The 26,031-nt window shown below is 62.8% G+C and carries 20 protein-coding genes and 1 riboswitch; of the genes, 7 read left to right on the top strand and 13 right to left on the bottom strand.

Annotation, left to right across the window (positions count from 1 at the left end):
• Positions 1-165 precede the first annotated feature (165 nt).
• Together E3T51_RS17070 and E3T51_RS04185 are read left to right on the top strand one after the other, a co-directional pair.
• Positions 166-2,850 carry an Ig-like domain-containing protein gene (locus tag E3T51_RS17070; protein ID WP_241989170.1) on the top strand — a complete coding sequence of 895 codons (2,685 nt, stop codon included), beginning with the start codon at positions 166-168 and terminating at the stop codon, positions 2,848-2,850.
• A 106-nt stretch (positions 2,851-2,956) separates the two neighbouring features.
• A complete protein-coding gene (locus E3T51_RS04185; protein ID WP_134527897.1) occupies positions 2,957-4,645 on the top strand; it encodes a multicopper oxidase family protein in 1,689 nt (562 codons plus the stop codon).
• 82 nt (positions 4,646-4,727) lie between these two features.
• Here the strand turns inward: E3T51_RS04185 and E3T51_RS04180 are convergent, their stop codons facing one another.
• The 5 genes from E3T51_RS04180 to E3T51_RS04160 all read right to left on the bottom strand — a co-directional run bounded on the left by E3T51_RS04180 (position 4,728) and on the right by E3T51_RS04160 (position 11,210).
• Positions 4,728-5,999, bottom strand: a complete 1,272-nt coding sequence (locus tag E3T51_RS04180; protein ID WP_166806379.1) for a sensor histidine kinase — start codon at positions 5,997-5,999, stop codon at positions 4,728-4,730.
• A gap of 70 nt (positions 6,000-6,069) precedes the next feature.
• On the bottom strand, positions 6,070-6,813 hold the full coding sequence (locus E3T51_RS04175) for a response regulator transcription factor (RefSeq protein WP_134527890.1): 744 nt from the start codon (positions 6,811-6,813) through the stop codon (positions 6,070-6,072).
• A gap of 159 nt (positions 6,814-6,972) precedes the next feature.
• Complete coding sequence (locus E3T51_RS04170) at positions 6,973-8,409, bottom strand: AfsR/SARP family transcriptional regulator (protein ID WP_241989169.1); 1,437 nt, start codon at positions 8,407-8,409, stop codon at positions 6,973-6,975.
• A 145-nt stretch (positions 8,410-8,554) separates the two neighbouring features.
• Positions 8,555-10,225 (bottom strand): phosphomethylpyrimidine synthase ThiC, encoded by a 1,671-nt coding sequence (thiC, locus tag E3T51_RS04165; protein WP_134527887.1) that lies wholly within the window; start codon positions 10,223-10,225, stop codon positions 8,555-8,557.
• A riboswitch (TPP riboswitch) is annotated at positions 10,219-10,326 on the bottom strand. Its footprint overlaps the gene before it by 7 nt.
• Before the next feature lie 26 nt (positions 10,327-10,352).
• Positions 10,353-11,210: a LuxR C-terminal-related transcriptional regulator gene (locus tag E3T51_RS04160; RefSeq protein ID WP_134527884.1), complete on the bottom strand. Its 858-nt coding sequence runs from the start codon at positions 11,208-11,210 to the stop codon at positions 10,353-10,355.
• 113 nt (positions 11,211-11,323) lie between these two features.
• Between E3T51_RS04160 and hxlB the strand changes: the two genes are divergently transcribed.
• The 3 genes from hxlB to E3T51_RS04145 all read left to right on the top strand — a co-directional run bounded on the left by hxlB (position 11,324) and on the right by E3T51_RS04145 (position 14,212).
• The gene (hxlB, locus tag E3T51_RS04155) at positions 11,324-11,908 is read left to right on the top strand and encodes a 6-phospho-3-hexuloisomerase (RefSeq protein ID WP_134527881.1); all 585 of its coding nucleotides are present in this window, start codon (positions 11,324-11,326) and stop codon (positions 11,906-11,908) included.
• A 58-nt stretch (positions 11,909-11,966) separates the two neighbouring features.
• Positions 11,967-12,590, top strand: coding sequence for a 3-hexulose-6-phosphate synthase (gene hxlA / locus E3T51_RS04150; protein WP_104191384.1), 624 nt, complete (start codon positions 11,967-11,969; stop codon positions 12,588-12,590).
• A gap of 191 nt (positions 12,591-12,781) precedes the next feature.
• Complete coding sequence (locus E3T51_RS04145; protein ID WP_134527878.1) at positions 12,782-14,212, top strand: NAD(P)/FAD-dependent oxidoreductase; 1,431 nt, start codon at positions 12,782-12,784, stop codon at positions 14,210-14,212.
• A 25-nt stretch (positions 14,213-14,237) separates the two neighbouring features.
• Here E3T51_RS04145 and E3T51_RS04140 read toward each other — a convergent pair whose 3' ends face one another.
• Positions 14,238-15,320, bottom strand: coding sequence for a hypothetical protein (locus E3T51_RS04140; protein WP_134527875.1), 1,083 nt, complete (start codon positions 15,318-15,320; stop codon positions 14,238-14,240).
• Between the two features lie 230 nt (positions 15,321-15,550).
• On the opposite strand from E3T51_RS04140, the gene E3T51_RS04135 reads away from it, so the two are divergent.
• Together E3T51_RS04135 and E3T51_RS04130 are read left to right on the top strand one after the other, a co-directional pair.
• The gene (locus tag E3T51_RS04135; RefSeq protein WP_134527872.1) at positions 15,551-17,293 is read left to right on the top strand and encodes a hypothetical protein; all 1,743 of its coding nucleotides are present in this window, start codon (positions 15,551-15,553) and stop codon (positions 17,291-17,293) included.
• 119 nt (positions 17,294-17,412) lie between these two features.
• Positions 17,413-17,793, top strand: coding sequence for a hypothetical protein (locus E3T51_RS04130; RefSeq protein ID WP_134527869.1), 381 nt, complete (start codon positions 17,413-17,415; stop codon positions 17,791-17,793).
• A 599-nt stretch (positions 17,794-18,392) separates the two neighbouring features.
• Here E3T51_RS04130 and E3T51_RS04125 read toward each other — a convergent pair.
• The 7 genes from E3T51_RS04125 to E3T51_RS04095 form a co-directional block, all read right to left on the bottom strand.
• Complete coding sequence (locus E3T51_RS04125; RefSeq protein WP_241989168.1) at positions 18,393-19,061, bottom strand: HAD hydrolase-like protein; 669 nt, start codon at positions 19,059-19,061, stop codon at positions 18,393-18,395.
• Positions 19,062-19,160: 99 nt separating this feature from the next.
• Positions 19,161-19,856: an endonuclease NucS gene (nucS, locus tag E3T51_RS04120; RefSeq protein ID WP_134527866.1), complete on the bottom strand. Its 696-nt coding sequence runs from the start codon at positions 19,854-19,856 to the stop codon at positions 19,161-19,163.
• A gap of 9 nt (positions 19,857-19,865) precedes the next feature.
• Positions 19,866-20,246, bottom strand: a complete 381-nt coding sequence (locus E3T51_RS04115; protein WP_166806378.1) for a hypothetical protein — start codon at positions 20,244-20,246, stop codon at positions 19,866-19,868.
• A complete protein-coding gene (locus E3T51_RS04110) occupies positions 20,243-20,740 on the bottom strand; it encodes a hypothetical protein (RefSeq protein WP_166806377.1) in 498 nt (165 codons plus the stop codon). The genes E3T51_RS04115 and E3T51_RS04110 overlap by 4 nt, the downstream gene beginning before the upstream one ends.
• A gap of 38 nt (positions 20,741-20,778) precedes the next feature.
• Positions 20,779-24,780, bottom strand: a complete 4,002-nt coding sequence (locus tag E3T51_RS04105; protein ID WP_134527857.1) for a GDSL-type esterase/lipase family protein — start codon at positions 24,778-24,780, stop codon at positions 20,779-20,781.
• 146 nt (positions 24,781-24,926) lie between these two features.
• A complete protein-coding gene (locus E3T51_RS04100; protein WP_134527854.1) occupies positions 24,927-25,388 on the bottom strand; it encodes a hypothetical protein in 462 nt (153 codons plus the stop codon).
• The gene (locus E3T51_RS04095; RefSeq protein ID WP_166806376.1) at positions 25,385-25,924 is read right to left on the bottom strand and encodes a hypothetical protein; all 540 of its coding nucleotides are present in this window, start codon (positions 25,922-25,924) and stop codon (positions 25,385-25,387) included. Before E3T51_RS04095 ends, E3T51_RS04100 begins: the two co-directional genes overlap by 4 nt.
• Positions 25,925-26,031 lie beyond the last annotated feature (107 nt).

The raw sequence follows: 26,031 nt of genomic DNA, 5'->3' as shown, positions 1-26,031 counted from the left end.
GGCCGGTTCGTGTATGCCGGCGATCTCCCGTCAGTGGAGCCTCGAGAATGGCAGGCAATCCCCTGCGCGCCACCCTGGCGCCAACCCCAGTATTTTTACAAGCTACGGCTGACATCGTTTGAATACGCGTGAACGTGCTCCACTTTATGGAATGGAAGGCGCACCATGAAAAAGTTGTCAAACGGACCGAAATGGACCAGTTCCCGGCTCCCGGATCGGCGCCAGACCGCGTTGGTGGGGCTCGCTGTCGCAGCGCTGTGCTCCAGCTTCGTGCTCGCCATGCCTGCGGCAAATGCGGCCGTTCCGACCTTTCCTGACAATATCGTGGTCTTTCCTAACCGGGACTTCGTCGTTCTCGAGGGCTACCAAAACCATCTGGGTGAGACGGCGACCGTTGAAGTCAGCCGCGCCGGTGTCGGTGTGATTGGTTCAGCCCAGGCTGTGGTCCAGGCCGGCGATGTCGCCTTTGAGATCAACCATCCTGGCGGCGTGTGCTGGGGCGCCGGAACCGGACTTCAGGTAACCCCCGATATTCTTCCGGCGGACACCGTATCCGTCAAATTCGGGGCCACCGCTGCCGGGGACACGCTCGTTCAAGACCTGTTCGTGACCGGCAGCGCTGTGCGCAGCGCAAACACCGTCACGGTTACCGGCCATATCGGCGCGACGGTCAACCGGGCACAGGTCGAACAACGCATCATCGAGCCGGCACTGGTGCCCACGAGCGTGCAGCGCCGCGACGTGCGTGCAGTACCGGGTCCGATGACCCGTGCACCCAAGGGAGGCTATGACTCCAGCCTGGAATTTGATCTGGATGGGCCGAATACCTTTACCGCCACCTATGTTTTCGACCAGCTCGTTGCCGCGCAGCTCGCAGCCGATGCGGGCGGCGAACGTGCCATGGGATGGCAGGCTGAAGACATCGATGCCAACCGCCAGGGCTTGACCATCGCCGAGTTCGGTGAACTAGGCGGCCCCGGCATGGGCGGCTGCCCCAACGGCCCGCTCCTGTCGGGCCCTCCCGGACCGACGAACGTCGCAGCCACCAAGGTAGGCAACGGGATCGCGGTCACGTGGACCCCCGCGCAGGCGATCCCCGGAACAGCAGCTATTACCGGGTACCGGGTCGTTGCCGTGGGGCAAACCGTCACGAACAATGAGCAAATTGAAATCGGAAAGCGCATCACCGGTCAGAGTGCAACCGGCGCCACCCTCACTTCTCTGGTCGCTGGGGAAACCTACGACGTGTATGTGGTCGCGGTCAGCAGCGTTGGAGAAACTTTCCCGGCCGTTCATGCCATCCCGGCAACCGACAACACGGCGCCTACCGTCGCGGCAACGCCGGCCGGCGGCACGTTCGATACCGCACAATCGGTCACGCTGAGCGCCAACGAGACCGGAGCGGATATCTACTACACCGTCGACGGTTCCGACGTGGTTCTCGCCGGTGGTGTCATCTCCGACTCCGCCACTCTCTACAGCGGAGCGATACCCGTCGCCACCTCCACAACGCTCACGTTCAATGCCTTCGATCCCGCCGGAAACGTTTCGGCCACAGGGCAGGCGGTATTCACGATCACTGTGGTCAATCCGGAACCTGATGTCGTTGCCCCCACGGTGACGGCGAGGACACCGCTGGCGGGTGCCAGCGCGGTCAGTGCGACCGACGACCTGACGGCAACGTTCAGCGAAGCGGTCACGGGAGTCGGCGACACCACATTCGTGCTCGTCAACGGTGCCACGGCCGTTCCCGCCGCGGTGTCGTACGATGCCGGCACTCGGGTTGCCACCCTGAACCCGAGCGCGACATTGTTGGCTGACACGACCTACACGGTGACGCTGTCGGGTGTAGCAGATCTTGCGGGCAATCTGATAGCTCCGGACAGCTGGTCGTTCACGACGGCCCCGACCGCACCGGTGGTGCAGGTCGTGGCCGGAGCTCCCGTGATCGGAACCTCGATTGCTGGCAATGCTTCGGTGTCCGTGAACTGGACGGCCCCGGCGCCGGTGGTTGACGCCGCCGCGATCACGGGCTACCTGGTTCGCACCTTCATCGGAGCGGACGCAACGGCAACGGGAACGACGACGGTGGCCGACGTGACCACCGCGGTGATCGGGCCGTTGACGAATGGCACCGGGTACACCTTCGATGTCGCGGCGATCAACTCGGTCGGTACCGGAGCGGCATCCGCTCGTTCGGTGGTGGTCACGCCGCGCACGGAGTTCGTGTTGCCGACGGTGACCACGCGCACGCCGGCTTCCGGTGCTCGCTCGGTCAGCCAGACCGGAAACCTGACGGCCACGTTCAGTGAACCGGTCACCGGGGTCAGCGGTACGACGTTCGTGCTTCGGCGCGGTGCCACGGTGATTGCCGCAGCGGTGTCGTACAACGCCACGACGCGGGTGGCGACGTTGAACCCGGGCGTGACGCTGCTCGCCGACCGTACCTACACGGCCACCCTCTCGGATATCCGTGACGCGGCCGGCAACGCGATGGCGACGAGCACCTGGTCGTTCATCACCGGTCCGGCTCCGACGATCACCGCACAGACTCCCGCTGCGGGAGCGACGGCAGTTGGACGGCTGGTAAGCCCGACCGCGACCTTCAGTGAAGCCATCACTGGCTTCACCGCAACGTCGGTGACTGTCACCCGTCCCGGCGTGACGATCGCTTCGACCCTGTCGTTCAACGCGACTACCCGCGTACTGACGATCAACCCGAACGCCACGCTCCTGGCTAACACGACGTACACGGTGACCATCACCGGTGGTACGGGTGCCGTGCGAGACCTCGTCGGCAACCCGGTGGTCACGCGCACGTGGACGTACACGACGGGGGCGGTGAACTAAAACAGGCACTCGAATTTCCCGGCTGGCGACTCACCTACGAGTCGCCAGCCGGTCACCACAACATCCCAACCAAGCAGTGTGTTTCGAAAAAACAGCAGGAGACGTCATGACATCACGCAGGGAAGTGTTACAGCTGGGAGCATTCGGTGCTCTCGGCGTCATCGGAATGAGTGGAGGAGACGACTCGGTTTCCACCACCCCGCTCATGACGAAAAGCCTGCTGGCACCTGCGAACATGCCGGTGCCCTACGCTGGCGTGTTCCGTCGACCCCCGGAATTATTGCCGTATGAGACAGGATTCGATGACGGAGACCCGTCTCGTCCCTTTGCCCGTTACGCGCTCACCCAGAAGCTCGGTCAGGCCCAGATCGTTCCCGGACTGTCCACGACGGTCGCCGGCTACAACGGGATCTTTCCCGGCCCGACCATCCGGCTGAGCCAAGGCACCCGGAGCGAGGTGCGCATTCGCAACGCCCTGTCAACCAACGGTCTACTACACCCGAGTGCGTTCAACACCGTCACCCACCTGCACGGCTCGGCGTCGCTGCCGCAGTACGACGGGTACGCCAACGACTTCACCGCCGTCGGCAAAGTCAAGAACTACCACTACCCCAACTGGCAGTCGGCGCGCACGCTGTGGTATCACGACCACAACATGCACCAGACCGCGCAGAATGTGTACGGGGGGTTGGCTGGCATCTATGCCCTGCACGACCCATTCGAACGGGCGCAACTGCCCCAGGGTGAGTTCGATGTGCCCCTCATGATCTCGGATGCCATGTTCAAAGCCGACGGCTCCCTCGGCTACAACGACAATGGTCACAAGGGAGTGTGGGGTGACATCATCATGGTCAACGGTGTGCCGTGGCCCACGATGAAAGTCAAGCCCCGCATTTACCGGTTTCGAGTTCTGATCGCCTCAGTCGGACGCTCTTACCGGCCGACCCTCTCGACCGGTGAGCCGATTTACATCGTCGGCACCGACGGCGGTATGACGCCCACCGTTCAAGCGGTGAGATCGTGGCGTCAGGGCACGGCCGAACGCTACGAGATTCTGATCGACTTTCGCCGGTACAAGCCGGGGCAAACAGTCGAGCTGCGCAACCTCAGCAACAAGAACAACGTGGAGTTCGTCAACACCGGCAAGATCATGAAATTCGAAGTCGTAGCCGACTCCGGTTCAAACGTCGGTTCCATCTCGGCCATCCCCACCTCCCTCGACGACGGAGGCGCGATCCATTCCGAACTGGGCGGCCTGGCCACCATGAGCCTCACCCCCGACATGGCCAAGGTGAAGCGAAAAATGGTGGTGGCGCGCGGTAACGGCCTGTGGAAAATCAACGACACGACCTGGGCCGATGTGGAGGCGTCAAACTTCACCAAGCTGTTCGGTAATCCTCAGCCCTACGACGTAGAGCAGTGGACCATCACCAACTCCTCGGGAGGCTGGTTCCACCCGGTGCACGTCCACCTGGTGGACGGCAAGATCATCGGGCGCAATACCAACGGAGGCAAACCGTTCGCCTGGGAGAAGGGGCCGAAGGACGTCTTCTATGTCGGTGAGAATGAATCCGTCACGGTGCTGATGCAGTTCGATACCGGGAAGGAGGCCGGCGGCCGTTACATGATTCACTGTCACAATCTCTCGCACGAGGACCACGACATGATGATTCAGTTTGCCGTGGGCGATTATCGGGTGAACGATCCGATCAGCTCAGACGTTCCCGTGGTCGACAGCACGCCGATGGGCTCGTTCCCGCCGGTCTACCGGCCGGGATTACCGGCGGGCACCTGATGTTTTACGTGAATTGGCTGGTTTCGTCGACGGGGAGGCCGACGAAAAGGCCGACCTCCCCGCCCTTGCGCGCTGAGCATGGTTACCGTATTCGAGCGGGAGCAATCCGTTCAAGGCTCGCCATGACCGACGTACCACCGCCCCTCCAGGACCGCACCTCAAGTGTGCCGCCGGCGACCTCGATGGTATCGCGCATAATGCGTAGGCCCAGATGATTTTCGGGGGCATCTTCGGACAAATCGAAGCCGCATCCATTGTCGTGGATGAGCAAAATAGTTCGGCCCGCATCTTGCATGAGCGACAGCTCCAAAGTACCGGCCTTGGCGTGCTTGACGGTATTGGCGAGCACCTCTCTGGCCACCCGATAAAACATGGCGGCTCGGTCTCGATCAAGCTCACAGTCGGGGGGGATATGCAATTTGACCTTGATGCCGTGCTCAAGCAGCGGTGCGGCCAGCCGAGTGAGAGCGGCCGGCAGCCCGAGTTCGGCGAGATCGGGCGGGTAGAGCTCGGTGGTCATGGCGCGCAGGGTGCGCACATTTTTTTGCAGGATGGCCTTAGCCTGGCCGAAGAGCGCTTGGTTCTCAGGGGGTGAGTGTCGTTCCTCGGCCTCGAGGGCATAGGACAGTCCAGCAAGATCCTGGATTACTTCGTCGTGCAGGTCGCGCGCAATGCGCTGTCGTTCTAGATCGGAAGCGTCGATCGCGTACTGCAGCAGTCGGCGCTTGGTTGATTGGTGGCCCTGAATGCGCCGGGCGAGCCGCACGGCCGGGAATAGCTGGGCCAGTTGCAATGCGCCAAGCGACAGCAGGAACGCGGGGATGAGACCGACAACGAGAGCATTCTGCTCGTCATGGACCGCGTCGTCGTTGAAGTAGGCCTCGAGAATCAGCGCCTGGCCGTTGGCAGCGGTGGTGCGTACGTGCACCTCGACCAATTCGCCGGATTGGGATTCGTGCAGGTCGTCTGCGCCGTCCTGCACGCCGAGATTGGCCCGCCCCTTTCCGCCAGCGAGTAGCTCTGGAGCAAAGCTGGGAAGGTCGAAGACCTCTCCGATCAGGGATGGAAAATCGGAGTAGACGATGCGACCTTCGGTGTCCCAGACCTTGACCCGCACGAGGGAGCCGTCGGAGATGCGGGGGGCGAGGCGGTCATCGAGGTACTGAGCGGCCCCGGGCACACCGGCGATGAGGTTGTCGCTCACGAGCGGCCCAACGGAGTAGTCGGCGAGGCGCTGGGTCTGCTGGATGGCATTCTCCATGGCATTGCTCTGGGATTCAGCTCGAACCCACAGGCCGACCGGCGCGGCGATGACAATCATTGCGAAGGCGCCGACAGCAATAAAACGACTCACGGCGGCGCGAACCTCTGAGCGTTCCTCTGACCGGGTTCGGTCTATTTTGCTCGGTCTCGCCGCCTTCGGATTAGACATGCTGCGGGGGAACCAAGCCCAGTCGAGTGGCGATGACGACGGCCTCCAATTGTGAGTGTGCTCCGAGCTTGCCAAGGATCGCTTTGACGTAGCCGCGGCAGGTGTTCTCGGAAATTCCGAGAACTTTGGCGTTGGCCCGCACATCGGAGCCTTCGCCCATAAGGCGGAGCACAGCGAGCTCACGCTTCGTGAGATCGGGAAAGGGGATCTCTTCGCTGCGCTGCCGCCGTCGGGCGCTCAACAGGCTGACGAGGGACGGATGCACAATGAAACCGCCGATGCGCGCGTGCCTCAGGGTATCGAGCACCGTTGCGAGCGATCCGTCCTTGGGCAGGAACGCGCACACCCCGATTGCGGCGGCCTGCTCAAGGGCCTCGAGAGCAGGGTCGCCCGTGAGGATGACAATGCGGGTATGAGGCGCGCGGGCGAGGATCGCGGTGGCCGCGACGAGGCCACTGCCGTCGGGCAGGTGGTAGTCCATGACGACGACGTCGGGGAGCAGCTCCAAACAGGCGGCGATGCCGCTGGCCACGCTGTTAACCGAACCCACGCTGCACAGGTCCGGTTCACGATTGAGAGAACCCATGAGCAGTTCGGCGAAGGTCGTGTGGTCATCGACGATGAGTATGCGGATTTGTCCCAGGACCGTCTTACCCACGGCTGCGGAACCAGTTAGGGAGGCGGTCGCGGTAGTCCCCTGCACGCTGGGTTCGATCGGGGACACCTGCGCGGTCATGTGCGGAGACCTCTCTGCCCGTTCGTGAGCCTCGGTGCCGTCGGAGGACGCCGTGCTTTTCCGATTGGCGCCTCTAGTATCAATAAAAGCTCAGTTTTTGTCGAGTCCTGTCTCTTTGCCCCCCCATGTGGTAGGGCGGCGGGCGCAGATTCGTCCAGCTCAGACGTGAGCGACGGCGCGTCGCAGAAATGACGTGACAACATCAGTGGCCTCCCGGAGGGAATCCGCGACCAGCTCTGGTCGAGGGTGAGTAGTGGTGGCAAGGCGCGAGACCGTGCCTCTGGCGCGTGACGCTCGGAGTTGATCGTGCAACGTGAGCAGGGCGGACAGTACGTCGGCCAGGTCGCCGTCCCCGTCAGCTGTGGCATGCAATAATCGCAGCTGGGCGGCGCGCAAAATCGCGCCGGGAGCGCAGCCCAACTCATTCTGCATCGCCCGGCGACACCGGTCATAGGCCTGAAGCCCCTCGGCGTGACGCCCGCTCATCTCCAGGCTGAGGATGAGGGCCGTCCAGGCCCGCTCGTTCAGCGGCTCGTCGGTCAGGGCGAGATTCGCGAAATCGAGAGCGTCATCAATGCGGTGCAGGGCTGCGGCGGTTTCCGAGGCGAGAATGCGGGCGCTGGTGAGGCGCGCGGCGTGCAGGTCGCGGGCTTCTGATGCCCAGGCCGGAATGAGCTCGTCGCCGAGCAGTGGCGCGGCGGCGAGATCCAGAGCCCGCAGCAACAAAGGGTAAGCGAGGCCGGGAAGGGTCTTCTGCGCTCGCTGTAACAGAACGTCGAACTGGTCTAGGTCGACGTCGACCAGGTCACGGTCCAATACGTAGCCGCCAGTCGTGGTTTGCAGCGGCCCGAATTTTCCCGCACCCGGCTGCAGATGCCGACGGAGAACACTCACGTAGCTTTCGAGGGTGGGCAGCGCCTCGACCGGAGCATTGGCGCCCCAGAGCAGTTCAATCAGTCGGTCCTTGGAAACTGGCAGCCCGAGGTTCACAAGCAGAATCTCGAAAATCTGTCGTGGTTTGGGTCCGCCCAATTGATGGGCGTGCAGTACGGTCGACCCCCGTCGAACGCTGAGGTTTCCAAAGACGTGCACGTTCAGGTGGGCCATGGTTGTCGCGGTCGGCTGTACTCGTGTGTCGAATCCGGTTGTCATGACGACCTCCATTGTTGGAATGCACTCATGGTGCCCGCTTGCCGATGGGCGGGGGTAGCCGCGTGTGAGGTAGGCACTTACCCCCAATTTCGGGGATATTTTCACGGCGCGACGTGGTGCCCGGTTCCCAGAGATAAACGCGCCCTCCTGTGGGCCGTCCAGCACGAGGGGGATGGCCTGATTCGGGACTTCGAAAACCAGGGTGGCCGGAACGGATTCGGCGTCGAAAGAGAGGCCAGCGGCATCCACTGCTGTGAGCTCGAGCAGAATGCGCACGCGGTGAGCTCCGGGCTGCACCGGGCTGTCCAGACAGTCTGCTGCGCTCGGTGGCACCCAACCGTCGAATTTGAGCGGGATGACCGCGCTGATGCGGGCCAGCCCGCCCGGTGTGGCGGCTGTGTCGCCGAACGCGGTGCTCGGCTTCGTGCCGGTGAGAAGCAGCACACAGGCCAACGCTGCCATCACAAGCCAGGCGACGGCCAGCAGGATCAGGATCCTGCGGCGACGCTAGATCAGGGTGCGGTGCGGTGCGGCTGCGTCTGCCGGGTACTTTCACCGTGCCGCACGGCGTCGTCGGGGTGAACCAGAATCAGTGCTCGTCTGTCCCGAGCACACGCAGCGGCAGGTAGACCGAGCTGCCCAGTCGGGTGAACTCGGCAGATTTCTCGGCCATGCCGGCCTCAATAGCCTCGAGGCTGGTGAGGCCGTTTTCTTCGGCGTAGACCCGTACATCCGCTGAAATGCGCATGGAACAAAACTTAGGACCGCACATACTGCAGAAGTGGGCGGCTTTGGCTGGCCCGGCAGGAAGCGTCTCGTCATGAAAGCTCTGGGCGGTGTCTGGGTCCAGCGAGAGCGCGAATTGGTCTGTCCAGCGAAACTCGAACCGGGCGCGACTGAGCGCGTTGTCGCGCTCCTGCGCACGCGGATGCTGCTTGGCCAGGTCGGCGGAATGGGCGGCGATCTTGTAGGTGATCACGCCGGTCTTCACATCGTCGCGGTTGGGGAGCCCGAGGTGTTCCTTGGGGGTGACGTAGCAGAGCATCGCGGTGCCGGCCTGGGCGATGATGGCCGCGCCGATCGCACTCGTGATGTGGTCGTAGGCTGGCGCAATATCGGTGGCGAGCGGGCCGAGCGTGTAGAACGGTGCCTCCTCGCAGAGTTCTTCTTCCAGGCGCACATTTTCGACGATTTTGTGCATCGGCACGTGGCCGGGGCCCTCGATCATTACCTGCACGCCGTACGATTTTGCGACCTTCGTCAGCTCGCCCAGGGTGCGCAACTCGGCGAACTGGGCCTCGTCGTTGGCATCGGCGATGGATCCGGGCCGCAGGCCGTCGCCGAGCGAGAAGGTCACGTCGTAGCGGCGCAGAATCTCGCACAACTCCACGAAGTGGGTGTACAGAAAGCTCTCCTGATGGTGAGCGAGGCACCAGGCGGCCATGATCGATCCACCGCGCGAGACGATTCCGGTGACCCGGTTGGCGGCGAGCGGCACGTAGCGCAGCAACACGCCGGCGTGCACGGTCATATAGTCGACACCCTGCTCGCACTGCTCAATCACGGTGTCGCGGTAAATCTCCCAGGTGAGCAGTGCCGGGTCACCGTTGACTTTTTCGACGGCCTGATAGAGCGGAACGGTGCCCACCGGAATGGGCGAGTTGCGCATGATCCACTCCCGGGTGAGGTGGATGTCCTTGCCGGTCGAGAGGTCCATCAGGGTGTCTGCTCCCCAGCGGGCGGCCCAGACCATTTTCTCGACCTCCTCGGCGATCGATGAGGTCACGGCGGAGTTGCCGATGTTGGCGTTGATTTTCACGGTGAAGGCCTTACCGATGATCATCGGTTCGCTTTCGGGATGCTTATGGTTGGCCGGAATGACTGCCCGGCCGCGCGCCACTTCGTCGCGCACGAGCTCGACGGAGACGCCCTCGCGGGCGGCGATGTAGGCCATTTCCGGAGTGACGATACCGGCCCGAGCCCAGACCAGCTGGGTCGCAGCGCCGTCGACGGGCAGCGGATGCTCCCACCCGGCCCGCTCCCGCGGCAGGCCCTCCTCGAGATCAATGGTGGCCGAGTCGTCGGTGTACGGGCCCGAAGTGTCATACAGGTCGAAGTGCTCGCCGTTGCTGAGGTTCACCCGACGAATCGGAATGTGAAGCCCTGGCCAGTGTGGCACCGGTTCGTAGCGTTTACTGCTGCCCTGGATCGGGCCGGTCGTGACGGTTTGGGAGATGGTTGATTCGTCAATTGTGCGCATGTAATCGAACTTCCTACGCCGGCATTACCCGGACAGGTTCAACGGTCGACGGCCCTGGCCGTCCTCTCAGCTCGCTGGTGCGCGCTCCCGTGGTGGTGTGTGTCTTCTGACCCCTTCACCCTAGCGGTCAGCGGGCGAGGGCTGCCAACTCGGCGCGGGTCGAGGCGCCCACCTTGCGCAGCAGATTGGCCACGTGAAACTTCACGGTGTTCTCGCTGATGGTCAGCGCCTCGGCGATCGCCTTATTGCGTGCGCCCGACGCCACGAGCTCGAGCACGCCACGTTCGCGTGGGCTGAGCCCCCAGGCCGCAGCGGCAGAAACGGATGCCGTGGGCGCGTCGAGTGGCAGTGACACCGCCATCTCGGACCCCCAGCCGGCGGTCGCCTCGACGCCCAGGGTGCCGCTGAGAGCGACGACGCGGGCGGCGAGCTGGCGCACGCTGGGAACCTCCGCGTCGAGGTCGCCCGGTCCGTCGTCGCGAATGCGAATGAGCAGGTTGCTGCCGTCGCAGTCCCATTGCACGCGCACCCGGGCGACCCCGGTCTGCTCAACCAGGGCGAGCACGGCGCCGCGCACGATGGCGCGGGCTTCGTGAGCGACCTCACCGGGCAGGGCGCGCCCATTCACCGGTGGCTCGATAAACTGCACGTCGAGGTCACCGAAACGCACGAGCGGGCGCAGATCGTCGCGCAGCCGTTCGAAGGCCTGAGCGACGGGTTCCTCGGTGAGGCTGCGATCCAGGTCACTCACCGCGCGCAGCGCGACCATCGCAGCGGCGGCCAGCTCGGTGGCTTTCTGGCGGGCGGCCGTGTCACTCGTGCTACCCGAGCGCAGCACTGCGAGCAGGGTTTCCAGCGTGGTCGCGTGCGCGTCGGTCAGGTCGGCGATGAGTCTGGAGCGTTCGGCCGCCGCGCTGCGCGCGGTCTGCGCGGTGGAACTGGCAGGGCGAGTGCCGGGCTCAGGGGAGGTTGCGAAGATCGTCATAGGTCTACCCTACCCGGACCATCCGCGATGCCCACTCATAGCCATCCGTTTGGGTAGTTAAACCAACCTTTTGGCGGGCAGCACTCCCGCTCGAAGGAGTGGAGTATTAACCTATGACCGAAACGACAACCACCCCAACTGCAGCGGACGCCCTCGGGCTCATTTTCGCTGAGAACAGCCACGTCGTCGACGCGCTGCGGTCTGCATCCGCTTCATCGCTCGACGAGGCCGTCACCGTGCTCGCTGCGGCGCCTCGAATTTTCGTGCTGGGTGCCGGCCGCTCCGGCCTAGCTCTGAAGATGACCGCTATGCGGCTGATGCATCTCGGACTCGACGTGCACGTTGTCGGCGAGGTGACCAGCCCAGCGATCGCCTCGGGCGATCTACTGCTGGTTGCGAGTGGCTCCGGAACGACGGGCGCCATTGTGCGAGCCGCCGAAACGGCTCACAGTGTGGGCGCGAACATACTCGCGCTCACTACGGCTCCCGAGTCGCCGCTAGGGCGGCTTGCTGCGGTGACCGTGGTCATTCCGGCTGCGACCAAGCAGGACCATGCCGGACAAGTGTCGGCCCAGTATTCGGGCGGTCTGTTCGAGCAGGCCGTGCTGCTCGTTGGCGATGCCCTGTTTCACACGCTCTGGCAGGTGAGCGGGGCCACGGCTGAACAGCTTTGGCCGCGTCACGCCAACCTCGAATAGGGCGCGTACCCCCCACAAGAACTTTCCACTCTTCATCACTAACAGAAAGCAGAATCCCATGAAGCTCCAAGTAGCAATGGACGTATTGACCACCGAAGCCGCGCTCACGCTGGCCGCGCAGGTTGCCCCGCACGTTGACATCATCGAACTCGGCACCCCGCTGATCAAGGCAGAGGGCCTGCGCGCCGTCACCGCGATCAAGGCCGCGCACCCCGACAAGATCGTCTTCGCCGACCTCAAGACCATGGATGCCGGCGAGCTCGAAGCCGACATCGCCTTCGCCGCCGGCGCCGACCTCGTGACCGTGCTCGGCACGGCCGGTGACAGCACCATCATCGGAGCCGTCGCTGCCGCAACCAAGCACGGCAAGGGCATTGTTGTCGACCTTATCGGCGTCGCCGACAAGGTCACCCGCGCCCGCGAGGTCACCGCGCTCGGCGCTCAGTTCGTGGAGATGCACGCTGGTCTCGACGAGCAGGCCGAGCCCGGCTTCTCGCTCGCAACGCTGCTCAACCAGGGCGAGACCGCCAAGGTTCCCTTCTCCCTCGCGGGCGGCGTGAACCTGTCGACCATCTCTTCCGTGCAGCGCGCCGGAGCAACGGTCGCCGTTGCCGGCGGAGCAATCTACGGCGCCGAGGACCCGGCCGCTGCCGCTGCCGCCCTGCGCGCCGCGATCATCTAGTCCCAGCGATTAATCTGGTGCCGTCCCGCTTCTGCGGGGCGGCACTGCTGCGTTAAGCGGATGCCCGACCTCTCCCGCAAAACCGGACGAGGCCCTGGCCCCGTCCATGGGCCCAGTCTATAAACTGGGCCCGAGGACCAGGCCCGGGCCCGGTCCGGAGGAGAGGACGACACCATGACGAGCCACCACGCATGAGCAGCACAATTTTCGACCGAGCCCGGCCCGCAGCATCCGTGGTGGCCGATGCGCTCGTCGGTACCCGGCAGAGCTCCTTTTGGCTCGACGACCTCGCCGCGCGCGCGAACTATCCCCGCCTCTCGGGCAACCTCAACTGCGACCTCGCTATCGTCGGGGGCGGCTACCTGGGCCTGTGGAGCGCGGTGCTCGCAAAGCAGCGGAATCCGGCGGCGCGAGTAGTGCTGCTGGAGGCGCGCACGGTGGGCTGGGCAGCATCTGGACGCAATGGCGGTTTCTGCGAGGCGAGTCTCACCCACGGCGACGAGAACGGGCGCCGCCGTTGGCCAGAGGAGATCGACCGGCTGACGGAGCTCGGCCAGGAAAATCTCGACGAGATAGAGCACGCCGTGGCGAGCCTCGGCCTCGACTGCGATTTCGAGCGCACCGGGGCCATCGACCTGGCCGTCGAGGAGCACCAGGTTCAGTGGCTGCGCGAGGAAAACACCGACGACAACACCGTCTTTCTCGATGCGGCGGCACTGCAGGCCGAGGTGGCTTCACCGACCTACCTCGCGGGGGTCTGGCACCGCCGTAGCAACGCCCTCGTGCATCCGGGCAAGCTGGCCGCCGAACTGGCGCGCGTGGCCAGCAATCTCGGGATTGAGATTTTCGAGCACTCGCTCGTACAGGCTCTCGACACCGCAGGGCGCACGCCGGCGCAGGGCACCAGAATCGTAACAGCGGGCGGCACCGTGACCGCCCAGAAGACAGTGCTCGCCACGAACGTTTTCCCGTCGCTGCTCAAGCGCAACAAGCTCGCGACCGTGCCGGTCTACGACTACGTGCTCATGACCGAACCGCTCGATGCGAGCAAACTCGCCTCGATCGGCTGGCAGCATCGGCAGGGCCTCAGTGACCTGGCCAACCAGTTTCATTACTACCGGCTGAGCGCCGACAACCGCATTCTGTTCGGCGGCTACGACGCCGTTTATCACTATGGCGGACGGGTGCGCAGTTCCTACGAGAACCGACCTGAAAGCTTCGAAAAGCTCGCGAGTCACTTCTTCACGACGTTTCCGCAACTGGTCGGCGTGCGATTCAGCCACAAATGGGCCGGTGCCATCGACACCTCGACCCAGTTTTGCGCCTTCTTCGGCCAAGCACGCCAAGGACGCATCAGCTACGCGGCCGGATTCACCGGCCTCGGCGTGGGGGCCACCCACTTCGCGGCCAAAGTCATTCTGGACCAGCTGGCCGACCGCACCACAGAACGCACTGAACTGGCCATGGTGCGGGGCCGTCCGCTTTCGTTTCCGCCGGAGCCGATCGCATCCGCTGGAATCCAGGCCACCCGGTGGGCGCTGGGCCGCGCCGACCACAACCGGGGAAAACGTAATTCCCTGCTCAAGACCCTTGACGCGCTGGGGCTCGGCTTCGACTCCTAAACGCTGTTCTTGTGGACCTAAGCTCTCACTGGGCGGGGAGCACGAGCAGGTGTGTGCCCCGGTGACCAGTGCTGTGACTGTCAACGCTCGTCAACGTGCCGGCATCGATGTCGAGACTGACTTGAACTGATGAGCCTCGGGCACGGACGAGCTCGGCAACATCGGGATAGGTGAACGTGGTGCCAGCCGGGAACTGGCCGTTCCACAGTGAGTCTGCCGGCGCATCCGGCCAGGACAGGCCTTCCTGGTTCCAATCGGTCGTAAAGGTGAGGGTCGCCGAATCGGGTGTGCAGCTGCCGAGTTCGAGGAGGTCGTCTGCAAGGTCCCACCGACCACCGACACAGGTGGCTGCGTCGACGCCACCAAACGTTACTTCGAAGACGCCGAGGTTGGCATTTTTGCGAAAGAACCCCACGCTGTAGCCGAAGTCTGTGAAGTCGTACTTCACCGCAGTGTCTTCTACGACAGCGCTGGTGTCGGAGCGGAAGGCTTCAGTGAACACGGGCGTGTCCCGAACAGCGTCTGAGCCGTCGAGCTTGAAAACGCCAGGGTTACCGGCATTCTCGAAGGTGAAGGAGTACTGCTCGGTCCCCGGCTCGAAGATGTCATTGCCTGGATAGGCGCCAGAGAACTTGTGTGTGCCCGCCTCGGTGATCAGAAGGTAGCCGTCAGTCGCCACCTTCGAACCGCTCGACGCGGTGAGGGTGATTCCCAGCGCGCTGAGCGACTTGTTATCGAAGGGAACCGGAGTGAAAAACAGTGGCTTTTCCAGCTTCCAGGAGCCATCCACTTGGACGAAGGAAGTCGGCCCCTGGTCGTCGCCGATGCGGAAATTGATGGAACCGGCGCTCACCTCCGGTGCGAAGTCCTCGCTGATCTGCAGTGGCTCAGGGATCGAGACCTCGCCGAGTGCAGTGATCGATGCGGAAACGACGTCACCGGGTTCTGCGACGAGGGCGAGGGCAGCTTCGTAATCCCCGTCATTGAGCGCCTGGACGTAGTGTGCAAGCACAGTCGTCGGGGTGCCGGCCGCCCCGCATCCGGTGAGCCCGACCACGATCAGCGCGGCAATCATGGCAAACGACAGGGGTCTCCGAGCATTGCGCATGCGCACAGCGTTCTCCGTTCAATCGAGGGGTTGTCGCAGCTCCGACAGAAAGCCACGCTACGGACGCCGCACCCAGCGAAACGACTTTTGTCGAGAACTCGGACAATCGTGGACGCCCAGGGGCGCGATCGGCTGTGCGGGAATGTCCGAGTCTGGGCGGAGTTCCTCCGGAGCGTTGGGTGCGCTGTTACCGTCTGAATCAGTAATTGCCTCTATCGAGAAGGACCCACATGGCCCGTCACTGCACCCTCGGCAGCGTCATCCCCGCCTTCGTGCTCGTCGTCGTTCTCATGCTGTCCGGCTGCGTGCCGTACTCCGATACCGCGCAGTCGGAGATTCAGGCGACGGGCGCGGGTGTCGCGCTCACGATCGAGGATGCGCCATCGGCCGCAGACGACGAGCAATCCGCCGTGGCCATTGACGCCGCGGCGGCCCTACCGGTTGCTGGCGCGTACCTCATGCTTCGGCCGTCGGAAATTACCGCGAACGGCCCACTCTCCGACGACGGCGTTCAGCTGCGGCTCACCCTTCCTGCCGCACTCCCGGAGGGAGCTGCCGGATCATTCGCCTACTTCGACGCCGAGCTTGGGGTCTGGGCGTCGGTGGCGACCGAAATGGATGGTCGCGATGCGTCTGCGATGGTTAGCCACCTCTCCACCTGGACCTTCGTCGTCAGCGGCACGGACGGAACCCTTGCCGGGGTGGTGACCGTGCTCGAGCAGACCGGCGACGTGATCGACGACGCTGCTACGTGGTGGGACGGCGAGGGGGACGGATGGCTCTACCGCAACGCCGGTCTGCTCCTCGGGACCCAGGCAGGCGCACCGGAGTGTACGGGAGAGCTGCCGTCCTGGGCTCAGGATGAAGTGATCTCGTTTCTGGTAGGCCGGCCGAAGAGCGGCGAATCAGTACTGCGGTGCGCCGGTGTCGACCCGGATGACAAATCCCTCATCCAGATCAAGGCAGTCGCGAACCGCGCGTACGGCTTCACCGTCGAATTCGCCGCGGGTGTAACGCCGAAGAACATGCAGTGGTCTCAACTGGAAGGCATCGCCACAGCGGATGTCGACGCACTCGCGGGACTCCTCGCCGATACCAACCTAACTCCGTCGTTTCTTGATCCACGAGAGTTTCTCATCGGCACCACCGAGCTGAGTTTCAGCGTGGCGGAGGAGGACGTGCGCGCTGTGCCCGACGGAGCGCACCTCGTGTTGTTCGGTAAGCCCGATGCGCAACAGGTGGCGCTCTCGCTCGTGTACAAGATGGCCTTCGACTCCATCGAGGGCCAGGCCGTTGGGTTCATGGGCGTGGTGCTCGCGTTGCGGGACTGTGACCCTGGCGAACTACTGGACACGGAGGATGCAGCAGCCGCTATCGGCTGGGTGCTCGCCTGCATCAAAGCGGTCGACGACGAGGGCTTCCAGAAGAACCTTGACGCATTCACCACGGAAGCGAGCGCACGCGAGGATCTACCACCTGCAGTGCAGCAATTCTTCAAAAAAAAGGGAGTGAAGGTCTTGCGCACGGTACTTCACGCATTGAAATGGCTCGATGTGGCCACTCTCGCCCTCTGGAATATCGACTATGCGGGCGAACGTACCGACGATGCCTGGTATGTCGATATCATTCTCCAACTGGCAACGTGGGAGGACATTGACGGTGTCTGGTGCGGAATGATCTCAGCGTCTGACTGCTCCTATTCGATCACCCTCCCGACGAATGTGTACGGGGAGGAAATCACTTCTAAGGGTGAGATCGACGGTTGTTTTCTCGGGATGGCCAGCCTGCCGGAATACGGCAGCGCGGGGAGCGTTCTCGCCTTCTGCCCGGCGGGGGTGCCGACAGCGCCGTTCATAGCCCAGAATCAGCCAACGCTCGACAACCCGGCGTTCGACCGCATCTGGTACTACAACGGCTATGAGCCGCCGACGATGTTCCGGGAGGGCGAGGCAGCAGCAGCGATGGGCGGCTGAGCCTGCCCGACCACCGGAGGTACTGCTCGCCGGTCATGCTCGCGCTGTGCCACCCCGCCGGGCCGATACTCTGGACTCCACGAGAATCCGGGGAACTCGGAGGAAATGGCAGGGGGACCATGAAATCGGAGTTGGCGCGCGCCGCGAATTCGACGGCAACGCTCGATGGGCTGGTCGATGACCTCCAACGGCTTCGCATGGCGGTGGGTGATGTGTCGTACGCGGAGATTGCGGCGCGTATTGCTCGGCGTCGTGTGGTGCAGGGGATGAGCCCCGCTGCGGCCAGGGTAGCCCGGTCGTCGGTTTTCGATGCATTTGGCACCGGTCGTCGGCGGATCAATGCCGAGCTCGTTGCAGAGATCGTCCGTGCCCTCGGCGCGGATGACGCGACGGCGGAGGTGTGGCGACGGCGGTTCCTCGAGGCCCGGCTCGCGCGCCCACGACGAGCCGGATGCGTCGGTCGCCCCGCCCGTCTTGCCGGTCAGCCCGCACACCTCTGATCGCCGGGCTCTGACGACTGCGCTCGTCGTCGCGCTGCTCAGTGGCTGCGTGGGCGTCAACCTGTTCGGGGACGGTGTTGTCGACAAGTTCCAACTCCCGGTTTGGTCGGGCATGATCGGAACGGCCATCGCGGCTATCGTTCTGGGCCCGTGGCATGCTGTGCTCGTCGGGGTGCTGACAAATCTGCTCGGGGCGCTCGTATGGGGCTATGGCTACCGTCGATTCAGCGGCAACCGTGGTCCGGTCCGATTTCTGCTTCTAAATGTCGCGGTCGTGATCTCGTGCTCGCTGGTTGCCGTGCCGATCAACGTGTTGGTCTTCGGCGGGGCTGCCGGCCACGCCAGCGACTCGGTGGTTTCGACGCTGGTCTCCACCGGTGAGGGACTCTGGGCCGCTGTGTTTTTTGCGAACCTGATGCTGTCGCTTCTCGACAAGATCATCGCGGTTGCATCGCGCTCGTCTTGGCGCGGCTGCTGCGACCACTCGGTCTGGACCCCGACTCACGGGGTACTGCCCCCTGGACAATCACGGTCGCAAGTAGCCGATCCGAAATTGCCGATAGAGCGGATGCCCGGCCCGCCTCTCGGGCCGCCAGGTCTCAGCCGAGCAGCAAGCGACCGAGCTGATCGGTCGAGTGCACGACGGCGGTCGCTGCGGCGGCTTCGGCGGGGGAGCCGTAGCCCCACTCCACCAAAATGGCGGGAATACCGTTGGCTTGGGCACCGATGGCATCGTAGCTGCGGTCACCGACCATGACGGCGCCGCTGGTGTCGACGCCGGTTGCGCCGAGGCGCGCCAGGGCCTCGGCGACGATGTCGGCCTTGTGGCTGCGGGTCTCGTCAGCGGAGGCACCGACCGTTGCCGTGAAGTACTTCGCGAGGTCGAAGTGCGTGAGGATGGCGATCGCACTCAGTTCCGGCTTGCTGGTGGCCAGGGCTAGAGGAATGCCCGCTGCGTGGATGCGCTCGAGCAGGCCAGCGATGCCGGGATAAACCGCGGTATCGAGAGCTGCGGCACCGTGGTACTCGGCCCGGTAGACCGCGATGGCCTCGTGAGCCTCGTCGGGGGTCATGCCCGCGTATTCCTGAAAAGCGTCGAGCATGGGCGGGCCGACATAGGCGAGCAGTTCGGAAGCCGAGGGAACGGGGCGGCCGAGCAACGTGAAGGTGCGGGCCAAAGAGCTGGTGATGGCCGGGGCGGAATCGGTGATGGTTCCGTCGAGGTCGAAGAGGATGGCGCTCCAGGTGCGCGTCAGAGTGGGATTCACTCGCACCAGCCTAGGCGATCCAGACAGACTTCCCCCATTTACCCATTTTTTCTCAGCTTTTGCCCGGTTAGTGGTCGTCGGCCTGCGCGATACGGCGAGTTAGAAGAGCTTCGAGGCCGTATCGTCGAGTCCGCGCATGGCGTCGTAGTCGAGCAACAGGCAGCGGATGCCGCGATCTTCGGCGAGCTTGCGAGCCTGCGGCTTGATCGTTTGCGCGGCGAAAACCCCGCTGACCGGCGCCAGATGCGGGTCACGGTTCATGAGTTCGAGGTAGCGCGTGAGCTGCTCAACGCCGTCGATGTCACCGTTGCGCTTCAGTTCTACCGCGACCGACCGGCCGCTCGCGTCCTGCGCGAGGATATCGACCGGCCCGATCGCCGTCATGTATTCGCGGCGCACAAAGGTGAACCCGTCACCGAGCAGATGGATGTGCTCGGCCAGTAACTTCTGCAGGTGTGACTCGGCGCCGTCCTTGATCAGGCCGGGGTCGATGCCGAGTTCGTGCGCGGAGTCGTGCTGCACCTCGTAGACGCTGACCACGAGCTGGTCGGCGGTCTTGGCGTGGGTGACCGTCCAGAGGGCGGTGATGCCGGCATCCGCTTGATCACTGCCGGGTTCGGAAATGGTGACGGAGCAGGGCGGGCTCATCCAGTTGAGCGGCTTGTATGAGCCGCCGTCGGAGTGCACGAGCACACTGCCGTCGGACTTGATCATCAGCAGGCGGATAGCCAGCGGCAGATGCGCACTGAGGCGCCCGGCATAGTCAACGGAGCATTTCGCAATTACAAGGCGCACTGGTCGAGCTTACGGCCTCACGTCGTTCGTGGGAGTCAGGATCTCGCCGAGGTAGATGACGGAGTTACAGCTGAATCCACCGCTGGTCAGGTCCGATTCCAGCTGCCAGTACGCTCTTCCGAAGCGCTGGCAGACCAGACCGCCCACATCGCCCTCGACCACGGTGTAACGCAGTATGCCACTGACATTTGTTTCAGTTGTTCCCATGGCGCCTTGGATGGGACCGGAATCAACGATTGGTTCTGGTACGGGCGTCGACGTCGTTGGACCAGCTTGGGTAGTGGCCGCTTCGGCCGGGCTGGGTTCAGGCGTGGACGACGGGCCGCACGCCGTCAATGCCAGGGTCGCCGCCAGCGCAGTGACCATGAGTAAAGTGCGTGGAGGCCTCATTTGCTGCGCACCTCATCCAGTGAAACGTCTCTGGAACGTGAGCCCGGGAAGGTGATCGTGATGAGGTGCTCCGGGCAGGTAACCTGTTCGATCGCAGCATTCTCGGGGTGTGCCGGTGTGCCGAGCTGGCGCACGCAGAGGTAGGCGATTTCGTAGTCCTGCCCGGTCCAGTCTGAGGTCGCTCCCCGACCGGAAACCAGCACTTCCGTGTACAGCTGATCCCCGTCAGCTCCGGTGGCGTACAGAGCCACCCCGGTTCGGTCGAAGTCACTGCGCAAAACGTCGTCGCGCGTTTTGGCTGTGAGCAGGGCCGTTCGAAACTCTGTTTCGTTCGCTCGAATCGCCGCTAGAGCTTCGTCCCGGTCGACGAAACTTGCGAGAACTTCTCCAAAGTACGATTCCGCGTAGGGAAGCATCGATTCGACCTCGGCGACCGCCAGCGAGCGGGCGCTGGTGGCAAACTGGACGCATCCCGTCAGGAGACTTGCCCCCACAATCGCCGTGGAAACACCCCATAGTCGGCCCCAGAGAATCAAGGGTACACTCCAGTCAAAGTCGATTCCATGACCCTGGCATAGAGGTCAGTTCCAAATTTGTTCGGGTGCACGGATTGCATGGAAACGCCGAGGCCGAAGTTCGGCCCAGGCACCGGAATAGTGATCATCGGCTTGTCGCCCGGTGTGAGCTCGAATTGAAGTCCGTTGATCGCCGAGTTTTCCGTGCAGAGATTGTGACCGGAGAATGCTGCTGTTGGATCACCGAAAACGACGGGCGCATCGACGGTTGATTGAGCCAAGGCTGAGTCCCTCAGTGCGTCGTTGAGCTGATCCGAGATGCCATTGAGCCAATCCATCTCCTCATCATGAATCTGAACGCAATCCGCACCGGTCTCAAAAATCTGCGGATAGCCCATAAGCAGCACAACGGCTGTCGGCGCCTTGGCCCGAATCTGCTTCAGCACTGTTTGTACCGATGCAGGGACATCAACTGCGACCCGATTCATCGTCGCTTGCTTGATGAAAACGCCACCGTCATACTCCAATTCCATGGCTCCGCAGTCTCGATTGGTCCACCGGGCTGTCATGCAGGCCTTGAGTACCTCACCAAATCGGGCGTCATTCCCGCCAATCGACAGTGTGACGAGCGTCGTGTTCTCGTCAACGAAACCGCGATCCAACTGACTCACCTCACCAAACTGACCCCTTCCTTCGTTACCGGCATAATCGGTTGGCTTGGTTTCAGTGGCTGTAGAGAACGGGAGGAGATTCATGGCTTCTGCTCCCGAACAAGCGAGCAGATGGTAGTCGAGGTCGCTTGCTCTGGAGTTGAAGTCTTCGCCGATAGATTGGCTGTTACCGGGCAGCGACGCTTTCAATGACCAAGCTTCGGTCGAACGATGACAGGCGTTTCGAAACCGCGAGTCTTCTCCATCGACAGTCTTTGTTCCATGGTGATCCGATTCCAAATAATAGTTGGATCCGTCGGGTTCAGACGCGCCTTCGCCTGAAGAGTAGGAATCCCCGAGGGCAACGACGAAATCGTCCGGCTTGCTGTCGAGCGGTTCGAAAGCCACTGCATCCCAGGCGATATCATCGACCCCGTCGCCGTCCTGAGTGACGTTGGACAGCGAGACCGACGGCGTTCCATTCATCGGAAATACACCCAGAGATATCCACTTATTTTCGTAATGGCGTTGGGCCACCACTCGCTGAGAACTATTTCCGTCTCCAAAGTTCACCGTGTATGCTGCCTGCTGCGTCCAAGCGCCGTGGTCAGGCATTTGCACCAATACGCGCGTCCATTGGGTAAGCGGCCGATCCAGGGTCCACGTTCCCGTTACCGCAAGTTTGCCGGCGTGAAGGTTGCCGCCCTCTCCTACTGACCGTGAATGACTGAAGTAGAAGTGCCCATTGAGTCCGGCGGCGAGCTGGTGCAGGTCCATCTTTGAGGGATACTGTCCGTCGGGTGCTTGGGCAAAATCGAAGGCGAATGATCCGTTACTGCCGATGATGCCGACGCAGTTCTCGCGCGTTGAGCGTTGGGCATTGGGCAGATTGTCGACCATAAGAGTGTCAAATCCCAAGTCATTGGTTCCGCAGCGCGGAGGGAAACTGTCGGCATCCTCCTGATAGGCATAACCAATCGGGAAACGGTCGAAACTGCGACCGCATTCATTTAGGCAGTCATATTTCCACGTCGCATTGCTGTTAAACCAGCACTCAAGGTCGTAGTCTCCATTTGGTGCCCGATGCAGGCAGGGTCCCGGTTCCTCGTCCTCGTACATCGATTGCTGTTCCGCCCCGGGGGAGCAAGCGTTGCTCTCGTCGCAAAAGAGGTTGCGCGGCGGCTTGATGGTCCAGCGATTCAGTTCGCCGTTCTCGCCGTCATTGTCCAGCCACCACCCGACGCGGAAACCAGAGACCAGGGTCGTCGCATCCTCAAACAATACGAGTGAGTGAGCGGCAAAGCCGAGTACCTTCTCCGGGTAGGGCCAGCGCTGAGGATTGGCCGCATGTGACGAGTCACCGTCGAGAAACGGCGTTCGGGATTGTTCGTACATGGGATTAGCCGGATTGTTCAGCCATCCGACTCCCCAGGGCGTTCCATCACCGCCGTCGGGGTAGAAACCTGAGTTGTATGCCCAGACGGCGAAGAACCAGTTCTCCAGGTACTTGGCACTGCCATCATTGATGGTCAGGCCGGCGAGCTTGGTCTGGTTCCATTTCTCACCGAGCATCTGCAGCCCTTTGGCGGTGTTGGCGGCGAAGTCGAGCGCTATCGCTCGCTGTTCGTTATACGGAAGCGCTGTTTCGCCGTCCTTTTCGTGGCCAGCGAGTCGCATTCCGTCTGTGACTTGGGCAACGCCGTAGCCGCAGTCAGCTTCGCCGAAATCTACGTCCCAGAAGCTGTCTTCCCCCGCGTTGCGATCGTTGCCATAGAAGTTACCGATGAGCGGGTTTCCTGCTACGCCGGGAGTCGTGTAGCGAGAGGCCTGCCAAAGGTTGGACTCTTGGGCCATGATGCCCAGCATGATCTGAGACGGGATTTCACCGCCACCCACGAGAGTCGGTTTCGGGAAAAGCCCCTGCGGGGAATATTCGGGCATTCCCAGGTTCTTCCAGTTTTCCTCGCGCACAACGGTGAGGTTGCCGGAGACGGCCTGGTTTACGGCCCACTCGATCTGCCTCGGTTTCGGTTGCGTGGCCTGGCTGCTCGGATCGTTGCGGGGCACCGCGCAAGATCGCTCCGCCTCGACCGGGTTCGACGCCGATCCGACAGATGCTGCCTGAGCTGTCATGCGAGCGGGGGCGGTCCCGGACGCGTCAAACTGAACCATCCCTCGACCCGCCAGGAGGTCGTTAGGGCTGATGGTAAAGGTCACGTCCCTATTGGAGTGAAGAATTCGAGCGGAGAGTGATACGGGATTCGCCGGAGCATCGTTGCTCGGCCCAGCCACCGACATCACGGCGCCGAGCGCAGCATGGCCCTGTGAAGAAGCGACGGACCCGACGGGTGCGCTGGTGAAAGTCACCCGCGCTGGCACCAGCAGTTTGTCGGGCACGCTGGCATCTCCCGTTACATAGGTCTGTCCCGCACCGTCGCGAGTGAGATTTATCGCGGTAATGCCACCCGTTGCCAGGGTGCTGCCGGTCGGCGGCTTCAATGCCAACCTGTCAACGATGTCGATATATTTCACGCTCGCCGACTCGCCGTCTGCTTCCATAAATGCCAGCCCGCCGTCGGCATCCACGTTGAGACTGTACGGCACACCCTTGGCCGCCGCGATCCGCGTAAGGCTTGCGTCCGCCTCTACTCGCACGATGCCCCCGCCGATCGCACCGATAACATCGGCCCCGTGGAATGTGGGGGAGGTGAGCTGGGTCTTTAGTGTGACAACCGCTCGCACATCCGGTACCGAGGCCTGCAGAGTGGTGATGCGAGTCTGAGCGCTTTCACCGGCATAGGCGGTCAGGACCACTTCGTCGCCGGCTCCACAGCCCGGATTGAAGTGCGCCAGACTGAAACCGCTGCCGAGATCGGTTACCGCGCCCGTTTCTACATCGACGAGGGCAGCGAACGCGCCCCTGTTGAATAAACCTTCATCATTCGTAAATGTTCTCGGGGCGTACACCACAGCGATCGTTTCACCGTCGCCGGTGAGGCAATGGTTTCCGATCCACCGATCGGTTTCCACTCCCGAGACGGAAAGTGCGGCGAGTGTGTTCCACGAGTAGCCGTCATCTTCCCGCGCTGTCAGCACTCGGAATGCGAATCCGTCGCCGACGCTGGCCACCAGTGTGTCCGTGCTGTGTTCCCACTCCTCGCCTAGCAGCTCGCTGCGCTCCTCGACCGGAATCTCGGGAGCGCCGGGTGCGAGCTCGTCAACGGGCAGCGCGTCGCTCGGCGGGGCGTCACTAGACGCAGTCGCTGTGGTGGCGTTCGCGCTGGAGATAGTTCCGGCGCAAATCAGCACGCTGATAAAGCACGCCACGATCTGGCGTGATCGACGCGGTTTGTGGGCACGGTATTGCATGAGTGGCTCTCGTCCTCAATCGTGGATTAGCTGGCAGCTCCATCAACTACGGTGGTCGTGAAGCGGCCCGGCAGCCGGACCCGTCGCGCAGGGAAAAGGCCCCGAGCGCGTACCCGGCTGCGGGCCGCATTAGACGTCAGGTCAGGTCAGTAAATAGCCCGATTGTTGAAGTCGAGGCTGGCACGCCATTGCGAAACTCCGCAGCCGTCCCCCCCGCACATGCCCGACATCGAGGCGTTGATATAGAACGTGCCGCCTTGGGTCACGGTGCTTCCATCGGGGCCCCTGAACGGCACGGGATAATTCATTTGACCGACCGCGCGAGCAAATTGGGTGCCGCTGGAATTGCGTAGACCAAGGGTAAGACTGCCTCCGCCGTTTCCGGGGCTGATCGTCTGGAACGAGGTGTGGGCCGGTGTGTATGAATTTGTTCGCGGAGTTTGGTAGTGCACCACCTCGTTCATTGACTGCCAACCGCTGATTTCAACGATCGTCGCCTGGGCGGCTTGTGCAGACGCACCCCAAGCAAACGCTGCGACAATCATGATTCCGGCGATTTTCAATCTTCTGGTGCGACTCAAGCGTGCAGCATTGGGCGTTGTCGTCATTTCGTTGCCTCAGTCTCTACGTAGATACCGCAATCGAGTCGGAATTCCGCTGCCGCGATGTCTTCTCCACTGGCCGCGGCGTGTGTTCCTATCTGTTCGAGGTAGGTCGGGACGTCTACTGCTGCGCTGACCTCGGGAAGTGTCGAGTATTTTTCAAGCGCTGCGGAAGCATTGGCCTGCCCGGCGATGCTGCGCTGATCACTCGATTGGATCGAATCATCAAGCCAGGCACAGCGCCAGTAACGAGCTGCGATTAGCTCGGTGAGGCCTTCTTCGAAGAGATGGTCGCCCTCTTCGACTGGGTGGAAGAACGCCGGGGCAAGTGCGGGGAAGTCGATACCTGCCGGCAATTTTTCAGGGTAATCCTGAACAACTTGCTGCCAGACCGAGTCAATCTGGTCTTCTGCGTAGAAGGTGCTCCCATTTCTCTCAATCGACGTGGGCGTGTCACCGGATGCCTGGGCCATTCCGACCCCGGCCAAAAGAGTGGCGAGTACGGCTGAGCCACCCAAAAGTGTCTTCGTAATCTTGCGCATTCCTACCTCCAACTTGACATGGCTGCGCGTGCAGACATGATCGTGTTCGCGTTTGGTATGCACCTGTGGCAAGCCAAATGGGACGGCTCTAACCTCAGGCATCTCCT

Origin of the sequence: Cryobacterium serini (assembly GCF_004404025.1) — a bacterium.
GTDB lineage: Bacteria > Actinomycetota > Actinomycetes > Actinomycetales > Microbacteriaceae > Cryobacterium > Cryobacterium serini.
The sequence above is the reverse complement of the archived record's forward strand: the minus strand, read 5'-3'. Positions and strand labels throughout refer to the sequence as shown.

Excerpts from the sequence above, each read along its gene's own strand:
- E3T51_RS17070 (WP_241989170.1), top strand. The coding sequence starts at position 166 with ATGAAAAAGTTGTCAAACGGACCGAAATGGACCAGTTCCCGGCTCCCG.
- E3T51_RS04185 (WP_134527897.1), top strand. The coding sequence starts at position 2,957 with ATGACATCACGCAGGGAAGTGTTACAGCTGGGAGCATTCGGTGCTCTC.
- E3T51_RS04175 (WP_134527890.1), bottom strand. The coding sequence starts at position 6,813 with ATGACCGCGCAGGTGTCCCCGATCGAACCCAGCGTGCAGGGGACTACC.
- thiC (WP_134527887.1), bottom strand. The coding sequence starts at position 10,225 with ATGCGCACAATTGACGAATCAACCATCTCCCAAACCGTCACGACCGGC.
- E3T51_RS04160 (WP_134527884.1), bottom strand. The coding sequence starts at position 11,210 with ATGACGATCTTCGCAACCTCCCCTGAGCCCGGCACTCGCCCTGCCAGT.
- hxlB (WP_134527881.1), top strand. The coding sequence starts at position 11,324 with ATGACCGAAACGACAACCACCCCAACTGCAGCGGACGCCCTCGGGCTC.
- hxlA (WP_104191384.1), top strand. The coding sequence starts at position 11,967 with ATGAAGCTCCAAGTAGCAATGGACGTATTGACCACCGAAGCCGCGCTC.
- E3T51_RS04145 (WP_134527878.1), top strand. The coding sequence starts at position 12,782 with ATGAGCAGCACAATTTTCGACCGAGCCCGGCCCGCAGCATCCGTGGTG.
- E3T51_RS04140 (WP_134527875.1), bottom strand. The coding sequence starts at position 15,320 with ATGCGCAATGCTCGGAGACCCCTGTCGTTTGCCATGATTGCCGCGCTG.
- E3T51_RS04135 (WP_134527872.1), top strand. The coding sequence starts at position 15,551 with ATGGCCCGTCACTGCACCCTCGGCAGCGTCATCCCCGCCTTCGTGCTC.
- E3T51_RS04130 (WP_134527869.1), top strand. The coding sequence starts at position 17,413 with ATGAAATCGGAGTTGGCGCGCGCCGCGAATTCGACGGCAACGCTCGAT.
- E3T51_RS04115 (WP_166806378.1), bottom strand. The coding sequence starts at position 20,246 with ATGAGGCCTCCACGCACTTTACTCATGGTCACTGCGCTGGCGGCGACC.
- E3T51_RS04105 (WP_134527857.1), bottom strand. The coding sequence starts at position 24,780 with ATGCAATACCGTGCCCACAAACCGCGTCGATCACGCCAGATCGTGGCG.
- E3T51_RS04100 (WP_134527854.1), bottom strand. The coding sequence starts at position 25,388 with ATGACGACAACGCCCAATGCTGCACGCTTGAGTCGCACCAGAAGATTG.
- E3T51_RS04095 (WP_166806376.1), bottom strand. The coding sequence starts at position 25,924 with ATGCGCAAGATTACGAAGACACTTTTGGGTGGCTCAGCCGTACTCGCC.